Origin of the sequence: Streptomyces barkulensis (assembly GCF_002843305.1) — a bacterium.
In the GTDB taxonomy this organism is placed as follows: domain Bacteria; phylum Actinomycetota; class Actinomycetes; order Streptomycetales; family Streptomycetaceae; genus Streptomyces; species Streptomyces barkulensis.
Genome location: NZ_PGSG01000114.1, coordinates 62,907 through 80,290 on the forward strand (window position 1 = coordinate 62,907; position 17,384 = coordinate 80,290).

At 70.8% G+C, this 17,384-nt stretch carries 15 protein-coding genes; 1 reads left to right on the plus strand and 14 read right to left on the minus strand.

The genetic code is table 11. The features are described from left to right. Positions 1 to 39: 39 nt before the first annotated feature. Positions 40 to 543, plus strand: a complete 504-nt coding sequence (locus CUT83_RS26425) for a hypothetical protein (protein WP_143688628.1) — start codon at positions 40 to 42, stop codon at positions 541 to 543. A 153-nt stretch (positions 544 to 696) separates the two neighbouring features. Here the strand turns inward: CUT83_RS26425 and nuoN are convergent, their stop codons facing one another. From nuoN to CUT83_RS26495, 14 genes are read right to left on the minus strand one after another with little or no spacing between them, the layout of a single operon-like run. Beyond that, positions 697 to 2,331, minus strand: coding sequence for an NADH-quinone oxidoreductase subunit NuoN (gene nuoN / locus CUT83_RS26430; protein WP_101258343.1), 1,635 nt, complete (start codon positions 2,329 to 2,331; stop codon positions 697 to 699). Then, a complete protein-coding gene (locus CUT83_RS26435; protein WP_101258344.1) occupies positions 2,328 to 3,923 on the minus strand; it encodes an NADH-quinone oxidoreductase subunit M in 1,596 nt (531 codons plus the stop codon). Before CUT83_RS26435 ends, nuoN begins: the two co-directional genes overlap by 4 nt. 4 nt (positions 3,924 to 3,927) lie before the next feature. Next, positions 3,928 to 5,874, minus strand: a complete 1,947-nt coding sequence (nuoL, locus tag CUT83_RS26440; RefSeq protein ID WP_101258345.1) for an NADH-quinone oxidoreductase subunit L — start codon at positions 5,872 to 5,874, stop codon at positions 3,928 to 3,930. Between the two features lie 13 nt (positions 5,875 to 5,887). Next, positions 5,888 to 6,187, minus strand: a complete 300-nt coding sequence (gene nuoK, locus CUT83_RS26445) for an NADH-quinone oxidoreductase subunit NuoK (RefSeq protein ID WP_093660472.1) — start codon at positions 6,185 to 6,187, stop codon at positions 5,888 to 5,890. Next, positions 6,184 to 7,146: an NADH-quinone oxidoreductase subunit J gene (locus CUT83_RS26450; RefSeq protein ID WP_101258346.1), complete on the minus strand. Its 963-nt coding sequence runs from the start codon at positions 7,144 to 7,146 to the stop codon at positions 6,184 to 6,186. Before CUT83_RS26450 ends, nuoK begins: the two co-directional genes overlap by 4 nt. Continuing rightward, positions 7,143 to 7,769, minus strand: a complete 627-nt coding sequence (nuoI, locus tag CUT83_RS26455; protein WP_101258347.1) for an NADH-quinone oxidoreductase subunit NuoI — start codon at positions 7,767 to 7,769, stop codon at positions 7,143 to 7,145. The genes CUT83_RS26450 and nuoI overlap by 4 nt, the downstream gene beginning before the upstream one ends. Continuing rightward, entirely contained in the window at positions 7,762 to 9,174 is a 1,413-nt protein-coding gene (gene nuoH / locus CUT83_RS26460) for an NADH-quinone oxidoreductase subunit NuoH (RefSeq protein ID WP_101258348.1), read from the minus strand. The genes nuoI and nuoH overlap by 8 nt, the downstream gene beginning before the upstream one ends. Then, entirely contained in the window at positions 9,174 to 11,726 is a 2,553-nt protein-coding gene (locus CUT83_RS26465) for an NADH-quinone oxidoreductase subunit G (RefSeq protein ID WP_101258349.1), read from the minus strand. The genes nuoH and CUT83_RS26465 overlap by 1 nt, the downstream gene beginning before the upstream one ends. Continuing rightward, positions 11,723 to 13,063, minus strand: a complete 1,341-nt coding sequence (gene nuoF / locus CUT83_RS26470) for an NADH-quinone oxidoreductase subunit NuoF (RefSeq protein WP_101258350.1) — start codon at positions 13,061 to 13,063, stop codon at positions 11,723 to 11,725. Before nuoF ends, CUT83_RS26465 begins: the two co-directional genes overlap by 4 nt. Continuing rightward, positions 13,063 to 13,899 (minus strand): NADH-quinone oxidoreductase subunit NuoE, encoded by an 837-nt coding sequence (nuoE, locus tag CUT83_RS26475; protein ID WP_101258351.1) that lies wholly within the window; start codon positions 13,897 to 13,899, stop codon positions 13,063 to 13,065. The genes nuoF and nuoE overlap by 1 nt, the downstream gene beginning before the upstream one ends. 17 nt (positions 13,900 to 13,916) lie before the next feature. Continuing rightward, positions 13,917 to 15,275, minus strand: a complete 1,359-nt coding sequence (locus CUT83_RS26480; RefSeq protein WP_101258352.1) for an NADH-quinone oxidoreductase subunit D — start codon at positions 15,273 to 15,275, stop codon at positions 13,917 to 13,919. After that, entirely contained in the window at positions 15,275 to 15,991 is a 717-nt protein-coding gene (locus tag CUT83_RS26485) for an NADH-quinone oxidoreductase subunit C (protein ID WP_101258353.1), read from the minus strand. The genes CUT83_RS26480 and CUT83_RS26485 overlap by 1 nt, the downstream gene beginning before the upstream one ends. Then, on the minus strand, positions 15,988 to 16,542 hold the full coding sequence (locus tag CUT83_RS26490) for a NuoB/complex I 20 kDa subunit family protein (RefSeq protein ID WP_093660456.1): 555 nt from the start codon (positions 16,540 to 16,542) through the stop codon (positions 15,988 to 15,990). The genes CUT83_RS26485 and CUT83_RS26490 overlap by 4 nt, the downstream gene beginning before the upstream one ends. Before the next feature lie 10 nt (positions 16,543 to 16,552). After that, positions 16,553 to 16,912, minus strand: a complete 360-nt coding sequence (locus CUT83_RS26495) for an NADH-quinone oxidoreductase subunit A (RefSeq protein WP_093660454.1) — start codon at positions 16,910 to 16,912, stop codon at positions 16,553 to 16,555. Positions 16,913 to 17,384: the final 472 nt, after the last annotated feature.

A 17,384-nucleotide genomic window follows, 5' to 3' on the forward strand; every position in this document is an offset into this window, starting at 1 on the left:
AAGCAGTGATACGCGGCGATACGCATGGAGGGGGACCAGGTGCGCACATCAGCACGGTACGCGGGAGCGGCCGCCGCCTTGGCCACAGCCCTGCTGGTGAGCGGCTGCGGAAGCGGCGGCGGCTCCGGGGAGCCCGAGCCGAAGCCGAGCTCCGAGCAGACCGCCGAACCCACCGGCGACCCCGGCGGGGAGGCGGCGACCGGCGGGGTGAACGGCACCTGGAGCGCCAAGGACGGAGACAAGGCGATGGTGCTGAGCGTCAACGACGACCAGGTGGCGCTGTTGGGCGAGACCGCCTGCACGGGCACGGCGGACACCGACGCCGACCCGGTCACCTTCGCCCTCAAGTGCACCGACGGCAGCACCGACCGCACCAAGGGCACGGTGAAGAGCGTGAAGGGCGAGAGCCTCACCGTCGCCTGGGAGTCGGGCACCACCGACACCTTCACCAAGGTGGAGGTTCCCGAGGTCTCCACCGAGATTCCCGAGGTCGGCGACCTGCCCAGCGACCTGCCCAGCGGTCTGGAGCTCCCCACCGAGTGAGCGCGCCCGAGGGAGGGGCGGACCTCATGCGACGCCCCTCACACAGCGCCCCTTACACAGCGCCCTTCACACGGCATCACACGGTGCCCCTCATACGACGGCCGCCCGGCACGGATGCCGGGCGGCCGTCGTATGCGCCGTCGTACGGGCGCCTCAGCGGGCGAACACCCCCGCCTGGGAGGCGAGGTCCAGGAAGTACTGCGGGGCCACGCCCAGCACCAGGGTGACCGCCACACCGACGGCGATCGCCGTGGTGGTCAGCGGGCTCGGCACCGCGACCGACGGCCCCTCCACCTTCGGCTCGCTGAAGAACATCAGGACGATGACGCGGATGTAGAAGAACGCCGCGATGGCCGAGGCGATCACGCCCACGACCACCAGCGCCCCCGCGCCGCCCTCCGCCGCCGCCTTGAACACCGCGAACTTGCCCGCGAACCCTGAGGTCAGCGGGATCCCCGCGAAGGCCAGCAGGAAGACCGCGAAGACCGCGGCCACCAGCGGGGAGCGGCGCCCCAGACCGGCCCACTTGGACAGATGCGTGGCCTCGCCGCCCGCGTCCCGCACCAGCGTCACCACGGCGAAGGCGCCGAGCGTGACGAAGGAGTAGGCCGCCAGGTAGAACAGCACCGACGAGATGCCGGAGGGCGTCGCCGCGACCACACCGGCGAGGATGAAGCCGGCGTGCGCGATCGAGGAGTACGCCAGCAGCCGTTTGACGTCGGTCTGGGTGATGGCGATGACCGCGCCGGCCAGCATCGACACGATCGCCACGCCCCACATCACCGGCCGCCAGTCCCAGGTGAGCCCCGGCAGCACGACGTACAGCAGCCGCAGCAGGGCGCCGAAGGCGGCGACCTTGGTGGCGGCGGCCATGAAGCCGGTCACGGGGGTCGGGGCGCCCTGGTAGACGTCCGGCGTCCACATGTGGAACGGCACGGCGCCGACCTTGAACAGCAGGCCCATCACCAGCAGCGCGCCGCCGATGAGCAGCAGTACGTCGTTGCCCGTCGTCCCGGCGAGCGCCTCGGTCGTGCCGCGGTTGGTGTCCGCGATGACCGAGGCGATGTCCGCGTACTTCACGCTGCCCGCGTAGCCGTACAGCAGGGCGATGCCGAAGAGCAGGAAGGCGGAGGAGAAGGCGCCCAGCAGGAAGTACTTGAGCGCGGCCTCCTGCGACATCAGCCGCTTGCGGCGGGCCAGCGCGCACAGCACGTACAGCGGCAGGGAGAAGACCTCCAGCGCGATGAAGAGCGTCAGCAGGTCGTTGGCGGCCGGGAAGACCAGCATGCCGCCGACCGCGAAGAGCAGCAGCGGGTAGACCTCGGTGGTGGTGAAGCCGGCCCGCACCGCCGCCTTCTCGCCCTCGCCGCCGGGCACGGCCGCGCCCTCGGCGGCGAAGGAGTCCACGTGCCTGCCGTGCGCCCGCGGGTCGAGCCTGCGCTCGGCGAAGGTGAGCAGCGCGACCAGCGAGACCAGCAGGATCACGCCCTGCAGGAAGAGGGCCGGTCCGTCGACGGCGAGGGCGCCCATGGCGATCAGCCCCGCCTCGGTGGTGGCCCTCCCGGCCGCGGCCAGCCCGACGACGGCCGCGAAGGCCGACGCCAGGGCCAGGCCCGCCAGCAGCGCCTGGGCGGTGTACCGCGCCCGGCGCGGCAGGAACGCCTCGAACAGGACGCCGATGACGGCGGCGCCGATGACGATCAGCACCGGGGCGAGTTGCCCGTACTCGATGTCGGGCGCGGGGATCAGCTCCTGCGCCCGCAGGGTGAGTTCCGTGGTGGTGCTCACTTGGCGGCCTCCACCTCAGGATCGGGGTCGGTCTTCTGCACGTCCGAGAGGGTGTGCTCGACCGCCGGGTTGACGATGTCCGTCAGCGGCTTGGGGAAGACGCCGAGGAGGATCAGCAGGGCGATCAGCGGTGCCACCACCGCCAGTTCGCGCTTCCTCAGGTCGGGCATGCGCTCGACCCCGGGCCTGACCGGCCCGGTCATGGTGCGCTGGTAGAGCACCAGCACGTACAGCGCGGCCAGGACGATGCCGAACGTGGCGACGATCCCGGCGGCCGGATAGCGGGTGAACGTGCCCACCAGCACCAGGAACTCGCTGACGAACGGCGCGAGCCCCGGCAGCGACAGGGTGGCGAGTCCACCGATCAGGAAGGTGCCGGCCAGCACCGGGGCGACCTTCTGCACCCCGCCGTAGTCGGCGATGAGCCGGGAGCCGCGGCGCGAGATCAGGAAGCCGGCGACCAGCATCAGGGCGGCGGTGGAGATCCCGTGGTTGACCATGTAGAGCGTCGCGCCGCCCTGGCCCTGGCTGGTCATCGCGAAGATGCCCAGGATGATGAAGCCGAAGTGGGAGATCGACGCGTAGGCGATCAGCCGCTTGATGTCGCGCTGTCCGATGGCGAGCAGGGCGCCGTAGATGATGCTGACCAGCGCCAGCACCAGCACCACCGGGGTGGCCCAGGCGCTGGCCTCGGGGAAGAGCCCGAGGCAGAAGCGGAGCATCGCGAAGGTGCCGACCTTGTCGACGACCGCCGTGATGAGGACCGCGACCGGTGCGGTGGACTCGCCCATGGCGTTGGGCAGCCAGGTGTGCAGCGGCCACAGCGGCGCCTTGACCGCGAAGGCGAGGAAGAAGCCGAGGAACAGCAGCCGCTCGGTGTTCTGTGCCATCGCCAGTTCGCCGGAGGCGCGGGCCTCGACGATCGCCTGGAGGGAGAAGGTGCCCTCGCCCAGCTGGTCGGCGGTGACGGCGTACAGGCCGATCACCGCGGCCAGCATGATCAGGCCGCCGGCGAGGTTGTAGAGCAGGAACTTCACGGCCGCGTAGGAGCGCTGCTTGGCCGCCTCCGCCTCGTCACGGGCGCCCGCCCGGTCCCCGAAACCCCCGATGAGGAAGTACATCGGGATGAGCATGGCCTCGAAGAAGACGTAGAAGAGGAAGACGTCCGTGGCCGCGAAGGAGATGATCACCATCGCCTCGACGGCCAGGATCAGCGCGAAGAAGCCCTGGGTGGGCCGCCACCGGCGGCCTGACGCCGCCTCTTCCACGGGGTCGGCGTCGTGCCAGCCCGCCAGGACGACGAACGGGATCAGCAGGGCGGTCAGGGCGATCAGGGCGACCCCGATGCCGTCCACGCCCAGTTCGTAGCGGACGCCGAAGTCGGCGATCCACGTGTGCGACTCGGTCAGTTGGTAGCGGTCGCCGCCGGGGTCGAAGCGGAAGGCCACGACCGCGGCGAGGACCAGGGTGGCCAGGGAGACGGCCAGCGCCAGCCACTTGGCGGCGGTGCGCCGGGCCGCGGGTACGGCGGCGGTGGCGACCGCGCCGATCGCGGGCAGCGCGGCCACCGCCGTCAGCAGGGGAAATGACATGGGATCAGACCGCCCTCATCAGCAGGGTCGCGGCGACCAGGACCGCCGCACCGCCGAGCATCGAGACCGCGTAACTGCGGGCGTAACCGTTCTGGATCCGCCGCGACCGGCCGGACAGGCCGCCGACCGCCGCGGCGGTGCCGTTGACGGCGCCGTCGACGACCTTGTGGTCGAGGTAGACCAGGCCGCGGGTGAGGTACTCGCCGGGCTTGACCAGTACCACGTGGTTGAAGTCGTCCTGGAGCAGGTCGCGGCGCGCGGCCCGGGTGAGCAGCGAGCCGCGCGGGGCGAGCGCGGGCACGGGCTTGCGCCCGTACTGCAGCCAGGCGGCGCCGACACCGATGAGCAGGGCCACGACCGTGGCCGCGGTGACGGTGAGCGCGCTGACCGGCGGGTGGCCGTGCTCGAAGGGGACGACCGGCTCCAGCCAGTGGACGAACGCCTCGCCCCAGCTGAACAGGCCGCCGGCGAAGACCGATCCGAAGGCCAGGACGATCATCGGGACCGTCATCGACTTCGGGGACTCGTGCGGGTGGGGCACCTCGTACTCGCCCCCGGTCTCGGCGGCCGGCTCCACGCTCGGCTCCTTCGGCGACGGGGTGGGGGCGTTGCGCCAGCGCTCCTCGCCGAAGAACGTCATCAGCATCACGCGCGTCATGTAGAACGCGGTGACGGCCGCACCCAGCAGGGCCGCGCCGCCCAGGATCCAGCCCTCGGTGCCACCCTTGGCGAAGGCCGCCTCGATGATCTTGTCCTTGGAGAAGAAGCCGGACAGACCGGGGAAACCGATGATCGCCAGGTAGCCCAGCCCGAAGGTGGCGAAGGTGATGGGCATGTACTTGCGCAGACCGCCGTAGCGGCGCATGTCCACCTCGTCGTTCATGCCGTGCATCACCGAGCCGGCGCCGAGGAAGAGCCCGGCCTTGAAGAAGCCGTGGGTGACCAGGTGCATGATCGCGAAGGCGTAGCCGATCGGGCCCAGCCCCGCGGCCAGCACCATGTAGCCGATCTGCGACATCGTCGAGCCCGCCAGGGCCTTCTTGATGTCGTCCTTGGCGCAACCGACGATCGCACCGAACAGCAGCGTGACCGCGCCGACGGTGACCACCGCGGTCTGCGCGGCGGGCGCGGCATCGAAGATCGCGCCGGAGCGGACGATCAGGTAGACGCCGGCGGTGACCATCGTCGCGGCGTGGATGAGGGCGGAGACCGGGGTCGGGCCCTCCATCGCGTCGCCCAGCCAGGACTGGAGCGGCACCTGGGCGGACTTGCCGCAGGCCGCCAGCAGCAGCATCAGGCCGATGGCCGTCGCCGTGCCCTCGCTCGTCTCCCCCACCGACTCCAGCACCGGGGAGAAGGCGAAGGTGCCGAAGGTGGTGAACATGATCATGATGGCGATGGACAGGCCGATGTCGCCGACGCGGTTGACGATGAACGCCTTCTTCGCCGCCGTCGCCGCGCTGGGCTTGTGCTGCCAGAAGCCGATCAGCAGGTACGAGGCGAGGCCCACGCCCTCCCACCCGGCGTACAGCAGCAGGTAGTTGTCGGCGAGGACGAGCAGGAGCATCGCCGTGAGGAACAGGTTCAGGTAGCCGAAGAAGCGGCGCCGCCGCTCGTCGTGCTCCATGTAGCCGATCGAGTAGACGTGGATGAGCGTGCCCACGCCGGTGATCAGCAGGACGAAGGTCATCGACAGCTGGTCGAGCCGGAAGGCCACGTCGGCCTGGAAGCCGCCGACCGGGATCCAGCTGAAGACGTGCTGGCTCAGGGTGCGGTCCTCGGCCTCGCGGCCGAGCATGTCGGCGAAGAGCACCGCGCCGAGGAGGAAGGACGCGGCGGCCAGCGCCGTGCCGATCCAGTGGCCGGTGCGGTCCAGCCTCCGGCCGCCGCACAGCAGCACCGCCGCGCCCAGCAGTGGCGCCGCGACGAGCAGTCCGATCAAAGTCTCCACTGTTCGCTACCCCTTACAGCTTCATCAGACTGGCGTCGTCGACCGAGGCCGAGTGGCGGGAGCGGAAGATCGTCACGATGATCGCCAGCCCGACCACGACCTCGGCGGCGGCGACGACCATCGTGAAGAACGCGATGATCTGGCCGTCGAGGTTGCCGTGCAGCCGGGAGAAGGCGACGAGCGCGAGGTTGGCCGCGTTCAGCATCAGCTCGACGCTCATGAACACGACGATCGCGTTGCGCCGCAGCAGTACCCCGCTGGCCCCGATGGTGAACAGCAGCGCGGCCAGATAGAGGTAGTTGACCGGGTTCACTTGGCGGCCTCCCTGTCACGGTCTGCGTCGCGGTCCCCGTCACGGTCACGGTCACGGTCCGCGGCCGGGGAGTCGTCCGAGACGTCCTTGCGTACGTCCGCCGCGTCGCGTGCGTCCCGGCCGCCGCCCTCGCCCGGGCCGCCTCGGGCGGTGCTCTCGCCCCGGCCCAGGTAATCCTCGGTGCGCCGCTCCAGCGCCGCCAGGTCGGACAGGGACTTGCGGGAGACGTCCCGGACCTGGCCGCGGGAGCGCAGCGTCTGGCTGACGGTGAGTTCGGAAGGTGTGCCGTCCGGCAGCAGGCCGGGGATGTCCACGGCGTTGTGCCGGGCGTACACGCCGGGCGCGGGCAGCGGCGGGAGGTGCTTGCCCTCGCGGACGCGCTTCTCGGCCATCTCGCGCTGGGTGTCGCGGCGCTCGGTGCGCTCGCGGTGGGTGAGCACCATGGCGGCGACGGCCGCGGTGACCAGGAGCGCGCCGGTGATCTCGAAGGCGAACACGTAGTCGGTGAAGATCGACCGGGCCAGGCCCTGGACGTTTCCGCCCGCGTTGGCCTCCGCCAGACCGGTGAAGGTGCCGACGGAGGCGTTGCCGATGCCGCCGACCAGCAGGATGCCGAAGCCGAGCCCGCACAGGACCGCCATCCAGCGCTGCCCCTTGATGGTCTCCTTCAGCGAGTCGGCGGCGGTGACGCCGACGAGCATCAGCACGAACAGGAAGAGCATCATGACCGCGCCGGTGTAGACGACGATCTGCACGATGCCCAGGAAGTAGGCGCCGTTGGCCAGGTAGAACACGGCCAGGACGATCATCGTCCCGGCCAGGCAGAGCGCCGAGTGCACCGACCGCCTCATCAGCACGGTCCCGAGCGCGCCCAGCACCGCGACGGTGCCCAGGATCCAGAACTGCACCGCCTCGCCGGTGGAGGTGGCGGAGGCGGCCGCCAGCAGGGTGCCGTTCACTTCTCGCTCACCGCCTCGGAGGCCGGCTCGTCGGGGCCGAAGGTGTCGGCGGCGGCCTGCGGGGCCTCGTTCTTCGGGTTCTTCGAGTGGGCCTCCTGCCGGACCGTCCCCGGAGCGGCCTCGGTGACCAGTCCCCGGTAGTAGTCCTTCTCGGTCATGCCCGGGAAGATCGCGTGCGGGGTGTCGACCATGCCCTCCTCCAGCCCGGCGAGCAGCTCCTCCTTGGTGTAGATGAGCGACTCGCGGCTCCGGTCGGCCAGTTCGTACTCGTTGGTCATGGTCAGCGCCCGGGTGGGGCACGCCTCGACGCACAGGCCGCACAGGATGCAGCGCAGGTAGTTGATCTGGTAGACGCGCCCGTAGCGCTCACCGGGCGAGTAGCGCTCCTCGTCGGTGTTGTCCGCGCCCTCCACGTAGATCGCGTCGGCCGGGCAGGCCCAGGCGCACAGCTCGCAGCCCACGCACTTCTCCAGCCCGTCCGGGTGCCGGTTGAGCTGGTGCCGGCCGTGGAAGCGCGGCGCGGTGGGCTTCTTCTCCTCGGGGTACTGCTCGGTGAGCCGCTTCTTGAACATGGCCTTGAAGGTCACGCCGAAGCCGGCCACCGGGTTCTCGAACTCAGGCATCGTCGGCCTCCCTGGCCTTGCCGGTCTCGCTGGACTCGCCGTCCGCGCCGGCCCCCACGCCCGCGGTCTCCCGCTCGCGGCGCGGCCGCCGGCGCGGTACGGGCGGCAGGGTCTGTCCCGGCAGCGGCGGTACGGGGTAGCCGCCCGCCATCGGGTCGAAGGTCTCGTCTCCGGCCGTCTTCCCGGCCTCCTCCCCCTCCTTCTCCCCGGCGCGCTCGCCGCGTGCGCGGACGGCGTCGTAGACGAAGGACAGCAGGAGCAGCACCAGCGCCGCGCCGACGACCCAGAGCACGATGTCGCCGAAGGCGTAGCCCTCGTTGCGCAGCGCCCGCACGGTGGCCACCAGCATCAGCCAGGCCAGCGAGACGGGGATGAGGACCTTCCAGCCCAGCCTCATGAACTGGTCGTAGCGCACGCGCGGGAGCGTGCCGCGCAGCCAGACGAAGAGGAACAGCAGCAGGTTCACCTTGACGACGAACCACAGCAGCGGCCACCAGCCGTGGTTGGCGCCCTCCCAGTAGGTGCTGATCGGCGCCGGGGCGCGCCAGCCGCCCAGGAAGAGGGTGACCGCCAGGGCCGAGACGGTGACCATGTGGATGTACTCGGCGAGCATGAAGAACGCGAACTTGATCGACGAGTACTCGGTGTTGAAACCGCCGACCAGGTCGCCCTCGGACTCGGGCATGTCGAAGGGCGCGCGGTGCGCCTCACCGACCATCGCCACCATGTAGATGAGGAACGACACCGGCAGCAGCAGCGCGAACCAGGTGTCGGCCTGCGCCCCGACGATCGTCGAGGTGGACATCGACCCGGAGTAGAGGAAGACCGCCGCGAAGCTCAGGCCCATGGCGACCTCGTAGGAGATCACCTGGGCCGTGGCTCGCACACCGCCCAGCAGCGGGTAGGTGGAGCCCGAGGACCAGCCGGCCAGCACCGTGCCGTAGGCGGCGATGGAGGCGGTGGCCAGGATGTACAGGATCGCCACCGGCAGGTCGGTGAGCTGCATCGCGGTACGGGTGCCGAAGACCGACACCTCGTTGCCGGGCGGGCCGAAGGGGATCACCGCGATGGCCATGAAGGCGGGGATCGCGCCGATGATGGGGGCCAGGATGTAGACGGCCTTGTCGGCCGCCTTGACGTTGACGTCCTCCTTCAGCATCAGCTTCACGCCGTCGGCCAGCGACTGGAGCATCCCCCAGGGGCCGTGCCGGTTGGGGCCGATGCGCAGCTGCATCCAGGCGACGACCTTGCGCTCCATGACGATGGAGATCAGCACGGTCAGCATCAGGAAGGCGAAGCAGAACACCGCCTTGAGGCCGATCAGCCACCAGGGATCGGTGCCGAACATCGACAGGTCCTCCTCGGCGAGGACCGTCGTGCCCGTGGCCAGGACGGACGGGCTCATCACGCCTCCACCCCCTTCGTCTCCTCCGGGCCCGCGGCGGCCGCGGTGGTCGCGGTGGCCGCGGTGGTCGCACCGGCCGCCGACAGCTTCACGAGCCGGCCGGGCACGGTGCCCAGGTCGCCGGCGACTCCGGATCCCGTGGAGTTCAGCGGCAGCCAGACCACGCGGTCGGGCATCTCGGTGATCTCCAGCGGCAGGGTGACCGTCCCGGCCGGGCCGGTCACGGTCAGCGGCTGGCCGCCCGCGACCTCGACCTCGGCGGCCGTGGCGGCCGACAGCCGGGCGACGGCGGCGTGCCGGGTGCCGGCCAGCGCCTCGTCGCCGTCCTGGAGCCGGCCCCGGTCGAGCAGCAGCCGGTGGCCGGCGAGCACGGCCTCGCCCGCGGCGGGCCGCGGGACCTGCCGGGTGCCGGCCTCCGGCGCGTCCGCGCGGGGGCCGTCCCAGACGCCCAGGCGCCGCATCTCGGCGCGGACGGTGCGTACGTCCGGCAGTCCGAGGTGGACGTCGAGGGCGTCGGCGAGCATGTGCAGCACGCGGTGGTCGGACTGGACGAGCCGGCGGGTCATCTGGTCGGGCTTGATGGCGGCCTCGAACGGCCGCGAGCGGCCCTCCCAGTTGAGGAAGGAGCCCGCCTTCTCCACGACCGCGGCGACGGGCAGGACCACGTCGGCCCGCTCGGTGACCTCCGAGGGCCGCTGCTCCAGGCTGACGACGAAGCCGGCCTTCTCCAGCGCCCTGCGGGCCAGCTCCGGGTCGGGCAGGTCGGCGATCTCCACGCCTCCGACCAGCAGGGCCGCGAGTTCGCCGTCCGCGGCGGCCTCGACGATCTGTCCGGTGTCGCGGCCGAAGCGGACCGGCAGCTGCGCCACGCCCCAGACGGCGGCCGTCTCGGCGCGGGCGTCCGGGTCGGTGGCGGGGCGTCCGCCGGGCAGCAGCGTCGGGAGCGCTCCGGCCTCGACCGCGCCCCGCTCGCCGGCCCGGCGCGGGATCCACACCAGGCGGGCACCGGTGGCGGTGGCCGTCCGCAGGGCGGCGGTGAACCCGCCGGGCACGGCGGCCAGCCGCTCCCCGGCGATGATCACCGATCCCTCGGCGCGCAGCGCCTCGGCGGCCTTCTGCCCGGTCTCGTCGAGCCCGACGCCGCCGGCCAGCGCGTCCAGCCACTCGTTCTCGGTGTGGGGCGCGGCCGGCAGCAGGGTGCCGCCGGCCTTCCTCAGCCCGCGGGTGGCGTGGGTGGCCAGGGAGAAGACGCGCTGCCCGTGCTTGCGGTACGCCTTGCGCAGCCGCAGGAAGACGCCGGGGGCCTCCTCCTCGGACTCGAAGCCGACCAGCAGCACGGCCGGGGCCTTCTCCAGTGCGGAGTGGGTGACGCCGCTTTTGTCGGCGTCCAGTCCGCGTCCGGCGACGTGGGAGGCGAGGAAGTCGGCCTCCTCGGTGCTGTGGACGCGGGCGCGGAAGTCGATGTCGTTGGTGTCGAGGGCGACCCGCGCGAACTTGGCGTACGCGTAGGCGTCCTCGACCGTCAGCCGTCCGCCGGCGAGGACGCCGGTACGGCCGCGGGCCGCCGCCAGTCCCCTGGCCGCGGCGTCCAGCGCCTCGGGCCAGCTCGCGGGCTCCAGCTCACCGGTTTCGGTGTTGCGCAGCAGCGGGTGGGTGAGCCGGTCGCGCTGCTGGGCGTAGCGGAAGGCGAAGCGGCCCTTGTCGCAGATCCACTCCTCGTTGACCTCCGGGTCGTCGGCGGCCAGCCGCCGCATGACCTTGCCGCGCCGGTGGTCGGTGCGGGTGGCGCAGCCCGTGGAGCAGTGCTCGCACACGCTCGGCGAGGAGATCAGGTCGAAGGGGCGGGAGCGGAACCGGTAGGCGGCCGAGGTGAGCGCGCCGACCGGGCAGATCTGGATGGTGTTGCCGGAGAAGTAGGACTCGAAGGGCGGCCCCTCACCGGTGCCGACCTGCTGCAGGGCGCCGCGCTCCAGCAGCTCGATCATCGGGTCGCCCGCGATCTGGTTGGAGAAGCGGGTGCAGCGGGCGCACAGTACGCAGCGCTCGCGGTCCAGCAGCACCTGTGCCGACAGCGGCACGGGCTTGGCGAAGGTGCGCTTGCGGCCGTCGAAGCGGCTGTCGGCCTGCCCGTGGGACATGGCCTGGTTCTGCAGCGGGCACTCGCCGCCCTTGTCGCAGACCGGGCAGTCCAGCGGGTGGTTGATGAGCAGCAGCTCCATCACGCCCCGCTGGGCCTTCTCGGCCACCGGTGAGGTCAGGTGCGTCTTGACGACCATGCCGTCGGTGCAGGTGATCGTGCAGGAGGCCATGGGCTTGCGCTGGCCCTCGACCTCGACGATGCACTGGCGGCAGGCCCCGGCCGGGTCCAGCAGGGGGTGGTCGCAGAAGCGCGGGATCTCGATGCCGATCAGTTCGGCGGCACGGATGACCAGGGTGCCCTTGGGCACGCTGACCTCGATGCCGTCGATCGTCAGCGTCACCGCGTCCTCGGGAGCCTTGGGCGGCTCGGCCTCTCCGCCTCCGGAGGCCTTGGCGTCGGTGGTGACGGTCACGCGTTCACCTCCAGGTGTGCGGTCCTGTCGTCGGCCCACAGGGTCGACTTGGCCGGGTCGAAGGGACAGCCCCGCCCGGTGACGTGCTGTTCGTACTCCTCGCGGAAGTACTTCAGGGAGGAGAAGATCGGGCTGGCGGCGCCGTCGCCGAGGGCGCAGAAGGCCTTGCCGTTGATGTTGTCGGCGATGTCGTTGATCTTGTCGAGGTCGGACATGGCCGCCTTGCCGGCCTCGATGTCGCGCATGAGCTGGACGAGCCAGTACGTGCCCTCGCGGCAGGGGGTGCACTTGCCGCAGGACTCGTGGGCGTAGAACTCCGTCCAGCGGGTCACCGCGCGGACCACGCAGGTGGTCTCGTCGAAGCACTGGAGCGCCTTGGTGCCGAGCATCGAGCCCGCGGCGCCGACGCCCTCGTAGTCCAGGGGTACGTCGAGGTGCTCGTCGGTCAGCAGCGGGGTCGAGGAGCCTCCCGGGGTCCAGAACTTCAGCCGGTGGCCGGGGCGCATGCCGCCGCTCATCTCCAGCAGCTGGCGCAGCGTGATGCCCAGCGGCGCCTCGTACTGGCCGGGTGCGGCGACGTGGCCGCTGAGGGAGTACAGCGTGAAGCCGGGGGACTTCTCGCTGCCCATCGTGCGGAACCACTCCTTGCCCCGGTTCATGATCGCGGGAACCGAGGCGATGGACTCGACGTTGTTGACGACGGTGGGGCACGCGTACAGGCCCGCGACGGCCGGGAAGGGGGGACGCAGCCTGGGCTGGCCGCGGCGGCCCTCCAGGGAGTCCAGCAGGGCGGTCTCCTCGCCGCAGATGTACGCGCCGGCGCCCGCGTGCACGGTGATGTCCACGTCCAGGCCGGAGCCGAGGACGTCCTTGCCGAGGTAGCCGGCCTCGTAGGCCTGGCGGACCGCGGCGTGCAGACGGCGCAGCACGGGGACGACCTCGCCGCGCAGGTAGATGAAGGCGTGGTTGGAGCGGATCGCGTGGCAGGCGATCACGATGCCCTCGATCAGCGCGTGCGGGTTGGCGAAGAGCAGGGGGATGTCCTTGCAGGTGCCCGGCTCGGACTCGTCGGCGTTGACCACCAGGTAGTGCGGCTTGCCGTCGCCCTGGGGGATGAACTGCCACTTCATACCGGTGGGGAAGCCGGCGCCGCCGCGGCCGCGCAGACCGGACTCCTTGACGTAGGCGATGACGTCGTCGGGTTTCATCGCCAGGGCCTTGCGCAGGCCCTCGTAGCCCTCGTGCGCCCGGTAGGTGTCCAGCGTCCAGGACGTCGGGTCGTCCCAGAAGGCCGAGAGCACCGGGGCCAGCAGCTTCTCCGCTGATTCGGCGGTCATCACTTGCCCTCCTTCGCCACCGGGCCGGCCGGGTTGTCGGGGTCGGAGGCGGCCGTCTTGCGCGGCGCGTCGTGGGAGCTGGGGTGGGGCTGGGGCGCCTCGCCGGTCTCGGTGACGGGCTGTCCGGCCGACGCGGGCCCCTCCCCGCCGCGCGGCGAGACCACCTTCGGCCCGGCCTTCTCGCCCCTGGCCAGTTTCAGTCCGGCCAGCGAGGCCTCCCCCGCGCTGCCGCTCGCCTCGACGGCGCCGGGCCGCTCGTCGGGGAATCCGGCGAGGATGCGGGCGGTCTCCTTGAAGGTGCACAGCGGGGCGCCGCGGGTGGGCCGCACCTCGCGCCCGGCGCGCAGGTCGTCCACGAGCTTCCTGGCGCTCTCGGGCGTCTGGTTGTCGAAGAACTCCCAGTTGACCATCACCACGGGGGCGAAGTCGCAGGCCGCGTTGCACTCGATGTGCTCCAGCGTCACCTTGCCGTCCTCGGTGGTCTCGTCGTTGCCGACGCCGAGGTGTTCCTGGAGCGACTCGAAGATGGCGTCGCCGCCCATCACCGCGCACAGGGTGTTGGTGCACACCCCCACCTGGTAGTCGCCCGAGGGCTTGCGCCGGTACATGGTGTAGAAGGTGGCCACCGCCGTGACCTCGGCCGTGGTCAGGTCGAGCAGCTCGGCGCAGAACCGCAGCCCGGTGGGGGTGACGTGCCCCTCCTCGGACTGCACCAGGTGCAGCATCGGCAGCAGCGCGGAGCGGCTGCCGGGGTAGCGGGCGATGATCTCCCTCGCGTCCGCCTCCAGCCGGGCGCGGACGTCGGCCGGGTAGTCGGGAGCGGGGAGCTGGGGCATCCCGAGCGATACGTCTGTCACCGGTCGACGCCTCCCATCACGGGGTCGATGGACGCGACGGCGACGATGACGTCGGCGACCTGGCCGCCCTCGCACATCGCCGCCATGCTCTGCAGGTTGGTGAAGGACGGGTCCCGGAAGTGGACCCGGAACGGGCGGGTGCCGCCGTCGCTGACCACGTGCACGCCCAGCTCGCCCTTGGCGGACTCCACCGCGGCGTACGCCTGGCCCGGCGGCACCCGGAAGCCCTCGGTCACCAGCTTGAAGTGGTGGATGAGGGCCTCCATCGAGGTGCCCATGATGTTCCTGATGTGGTCCAGCGAGTTGCCGAGCCCGTCCGGGCCGAGCGCGAGCTGCGCGGGCCAGGCGATCTTCTTGTCGCCGACCATCACCGGGCCGGGCTCCAGCCGGTCCAGGCACTGCTCGACGATCCGCAGCGACTGGCGCATCTCCTCCAGCCGGATCAGGAAGCGGCCGTAGGAGTCGCAGGTGGTGTCGGTGGGGACGTCGAAGTCGTAGGTCTCGTAGCCGCAGTACGGCTGGGCCTTGCGCAGGTCGTGCGGGAGTCCGGTGGAGCGCAGGATGGGGCCGGTGGCGCCGAGCGCCATGCAGCCGGCCAGGTCCAGGTAGCCGACGTCCTGCAGACGTGCCTTGAAGACGGGGTTGCCGGTGCAGAGCTTGTCGTACTCCGGCAGGTTCTTCCGCATCTTCTTGACGAACTCGCGGACCTGGTCCACCGCGCCGGCCGGCAGGTCCTGGGCGAGCCCGCCGGGCCGGATGTAGGCGTGGTTCATCCGCAGGCCGGTGATGAGCTCGAAGAGGTCCAGGACCAGTTCGCGGTCCCGGAAGCCGTAGATCATCACCGTGGTGGCGCCCAGCTCCATGCCGCCGGTGGCGATGGCCACCAGGTGGGAGGAGATCCGGTTGAGCTCCATCATCATCACGCGGATGACGCTGGCGCGGTCGGGCACCTGGTCCTCGATGCCCAGCAGCCTCTCCACCGCCAGGCAGTACGCCGTCTCGTTGAAGAACGGCGTGAGGTAGTCCATGCGCGTCACGAAGGTCGTGCCCTGCGTCCAGGTGCGGTATTCGAGGTTCTTCTCGATGCCGGTGTGCAGGTAGCCGATGCCGCAGCGGGCCTCGGTGACCGTCTCGCCGTCGATCTCCAGGATGAGCCGGAGCACGCCGTGCGTGGACGGGTGCTGCGGGCCCATGTTGACGATGATCTTCTCGTCGTCGCCCCTGGCCGCGGCGGTGGCGACCTCGTCCCAGTCGCCGCCGGTGACGGTGTAGACGGTGCCCTCGGTGGTCTCGCGGGCGCTCGCCTGCGAGGCGGTGGGGTCCGTCGCGTGCGGGGATGCGTGCGAGGTGCTCATCAGCTGTACGACCTCCGCTGGTCGGGAGCCGGGATCTGGGCGCCCTTGTACTCGACGGGGATGCCGCCGAGGGGGTAGTCCTTGCGCTGCGGGAAGCCCTGCCAGTCGTCGGGCATCATGATCCGCGTGAGCGCGGGATGGCCGTCGAAGACGATGCCGAAGAAGTCGTACGCCTCGCGCTCGTGCCAGTCGTTGGCCGGGTAGACCGAGACGATCGACGGGATGTGCGGATCGCCGTCGGGCACGCTCACCTCCAGCCGGATCAGCCGGTTGTGGGTGATCGAGCGCAGGTGGTAGACGGCGTGCAGTTCGCGTCCGGACTCACCGGGGAAGTGGACGCCGCTGACTCCGGTGCACATCTCGAAGCGGAGCGCGGGGTCGTCGCGCAGGACGCGGGCCACCACCGGCAGGTGGTCGCGGGCGATGTGGAAGGTGATCTCGCCGCGGTCCACGACCGTCTTCTCGATCACCTCCTCCGGCACCAGGCCCTGCTCCTCGAGCACGCCCTCCAGTTCGTCGGCCACCTCGTCGAACCAGCCGCCGTACGGCCGGGACGACGCGCCCGGCAGCCGGACGGTGCGCACCAGCCCGCCGTAGCCGGAGGTGTCGCCGCCCTCCTTGGCGCCGAACATGCCCCGGCGGACGTCGATCACCTCGCCCGTCCCGCCGCGCGGCGACGGGACGGCGCCGTTGCCGTTCGCCTCTGCCTCGCTCATCGGAGCAGCCCCTTCATCTCGATCGTCGGAAGCGCCTTGAGTGCCGCCTCCTCCGCCTCGCGGGCGGCCTGCTCCCGGTTGACCCCGAGCTTCTCGCCCTGGATCTTCTGGTGGAGCTTGAGGATCGCGTCCAGCAGCATCTCGGGGCGCGGCGGGCAGCCGGGCAGGTAGATGTCGACCGGCACGATGTGGTCGACGCCCTGCACGATCGCGTAGTTGTTGAACATGCCGCCCGAGGAGGCGCACACGCCCATGGAGATGACCCACTTGGGGTTCGGCATCTGGTCGTAGACCTGCCGCAGGACCGGCGCCATCTTCTGGCTGACCCGGCCGGCCACGATCATCAGGTCCGCCTGCCTCGGCGAACCGCGGAAGACCTCCATCCCGAAGCGGGCGAGGTCGTAGCGGCCGGCGCCGGTGGTCATCATCTCGATGGCGCAGCAGGCCAGTCCGAAGGTCGCCGGGAAGACCGACGACTTGCGCACCCAGCCCGCGGCCTGCTCGACGGTGGTCAGCAGGAAGCCGCTCGGCAGTTTCTCTTCGATACCCATGTGTACGCCCCTAGTCCCATTCCAGGCCGCCGCGACGCCAGACGTAGGCGTAGGCGACGAAGACGGTGAGCACGAAGAGCAGCATCTCCACGAGCCCGAACAGCCCCAGGGCGTCGAAGGTGACGGCCCAGGGGTAGAGGAAGACGATCTCGATGTCGAAGACGATGAAGAGCATCGCCGTCAGGTAGTACTTGATCGGGAAGCGCCCGCCCCCCGCTGCCTGCGGGGTGGGCTCGATGCCGCACTCGTATGCCTCGAGCTTGGCCCTGTTGTAGCGCTTGGGGCCGACGATCGAGGCCATGACCACGGAGAAGACAGCGAAGGCTGCCCCGAGCGCTCCCAGTACGAGGATGGGCGCGTAGACGTTCACCGCTCCTCGCTCCTTCCAGTCGACGACGCTGCCGGCGGGCCGTTGCGGGCCGTTTTCGGACCGGTGTTCCGTTCACGAAGATCGCGTATATGTGAGGCAGTTCACAAGCCCGAGTCGACTGCATCCTATGCCCGTCCTTCTGTGATCTGCGACACGGGGTGCGGCAACAAGTTTGTGATCTCCACCACCTGACGAATGATCATGAAGCCGGATGGACGGCGATCTTCACACGTGAAGCGGCCGACTGATCACCACACGTGACAATCCGATGCGTCTTCGCTGGTCGGAGGGGGTGCGCCCTACCAAGAGATGCCCGCTACACGCAAATTTGCCCTGGACATCCGGACTCGCTAGACGGCGCGGAAGAGGGTCTCGGCGGGAGCCGGGACCACCTCCGGACCCGGCCCCGGGGCCGGCTTCGGGCCCGGCTTCGAACCCGGCCCCGGATCCGCCTTCGCGACCCCTCCGGGGC